Source organism: Ruegeria sp. SCP10 (assembly GCF_040329495.1).
Lineage (GTDB): Bacteria > Pseudomonadota > Alphaproteobacteria > Rhodobacterales > Rhodobacteraceae > Ruegeria.
Genome location: NZ_JBDZYF010000059.1, coordinates 1 through 1,283, shown reverse-complemented (window position 1 = coordinate 1,283; position 1,283 = coordinate 1). Strand labels below are relative to the sequence as shown.

Here is a 1,283-nt window from a genome sequence, read left to right as displayed (position 1 = left end):
AAAAGGCCGCCCCTTTTTGGGACGGCCTTCTTTCGTTCAACCGAGTTGCTCTCGGCAGATTTTCCTGTGGAAAATCGCCTGCCGCAACCAGGCGCGGCAAGCGCGCCTTACTCAGTGATTTTCGACACGACGCCGGCGCCGACGGTGCGGCCGCCTTCGCGGATCGCGAAGCGCAGGCCCTGCTCCATCGCGATCGGCGCGATCAGCTCAACGCCGAACGACACGTTGTCGCCAGGCATGACCATCTCGGTGCCTTCCGCCAAGGTCACGGTTCCGGTCACGTCAGTTGTACGGAAGTAGAACTGAGGACGGTAGTTCGCGAAGAACGGAGTATGACGACCGCCTTCTTCCTTGGTCAGGATGTAGGCTTCGGCTTCGAACTTGGTGTGCGGTGTTACCGAACCGGGCTTACACAGAACCTGGCCACGCTCAACGCCGTCACGGTCCACACCGCGCAGCAGCGCGCCGATGTTGTCGCCCGCTTCACCGCGGTCCAGCAGCTTGCGGAACATTTCAACGCCGGTGCAGGTGGTTTTGCTGGTGTCGCGGATGCCGACGATTTCGATCTCGTCGCCAACGTTGATCACGCCACGCTCAACACGGCCCGTTACAACGGTACCACGGCCCGAGATCGAGAACACGTCTTCGATCGGCATCAGGAACGGCTGGTCAACAGCACGCTCAGGGGTGTCGATATACTCATCAACAGCCGCCATCAGTTCCTTGATCTTCTCTTCGCCGATTTCCGGGTTGTTGCCTTCCATCGCGGCCAGAGCCGAACCTGCGATGATCGGAATATCGTCGCCGGGGTATTCATACGAAGACAGCAGCTCGCGGATTTCCATTTCCACCAGTTCCAGCAGCTCTTCGTCGTCAACCTGGTCCACTTTGTTCATGAACACGACCATCTTCGGGATGCCAACCTGGCGGCCCAGCAGGATGTGCTCACGCGTCTGAGGCATCGGGCCGTCAGCAGCGTTCACAACCAGGATCGCGCCGTCCATCTGGGCGGCACCGGTGATCATGTTCTTGACGTAGTCGGCGTGGCCGGGGCAGTCAACGTGCGCATAGTGGCGGTTGTCGGTCTCGTATTCCACGTGGGCGGTCGAGATGGTGATGCCGCGAGCCTTTTCTTCCGGCGCACCGTCAATCTGGTCATACGCTTTGAAGTCACCGAAATACTTGGTGATTGCTGCGGTCAGCGTGGTTTTACCGTGGTCAACGTGCCCAATCGTGCCGATGTTGACGTGCGGTTTTGTACGCTCAAACTTTTCCTTTGCCAT

General features: G+C 59.2%; 1 protein-coding gene. It reads right to left on the bottom strand.

Annotated features, from left to right (window positions below; all coding sequences use genetic code 11):
* Positions 1-107 precede the first annotated feature (107 nt).
* On the bottom strand, positions 108-1,283 hold a 1,176-nt coding region (gene tuf / locus ABLN87_RS22240), incomplete at its 5' end, for an elongation factor Tu (protein ID WP_170531293.1).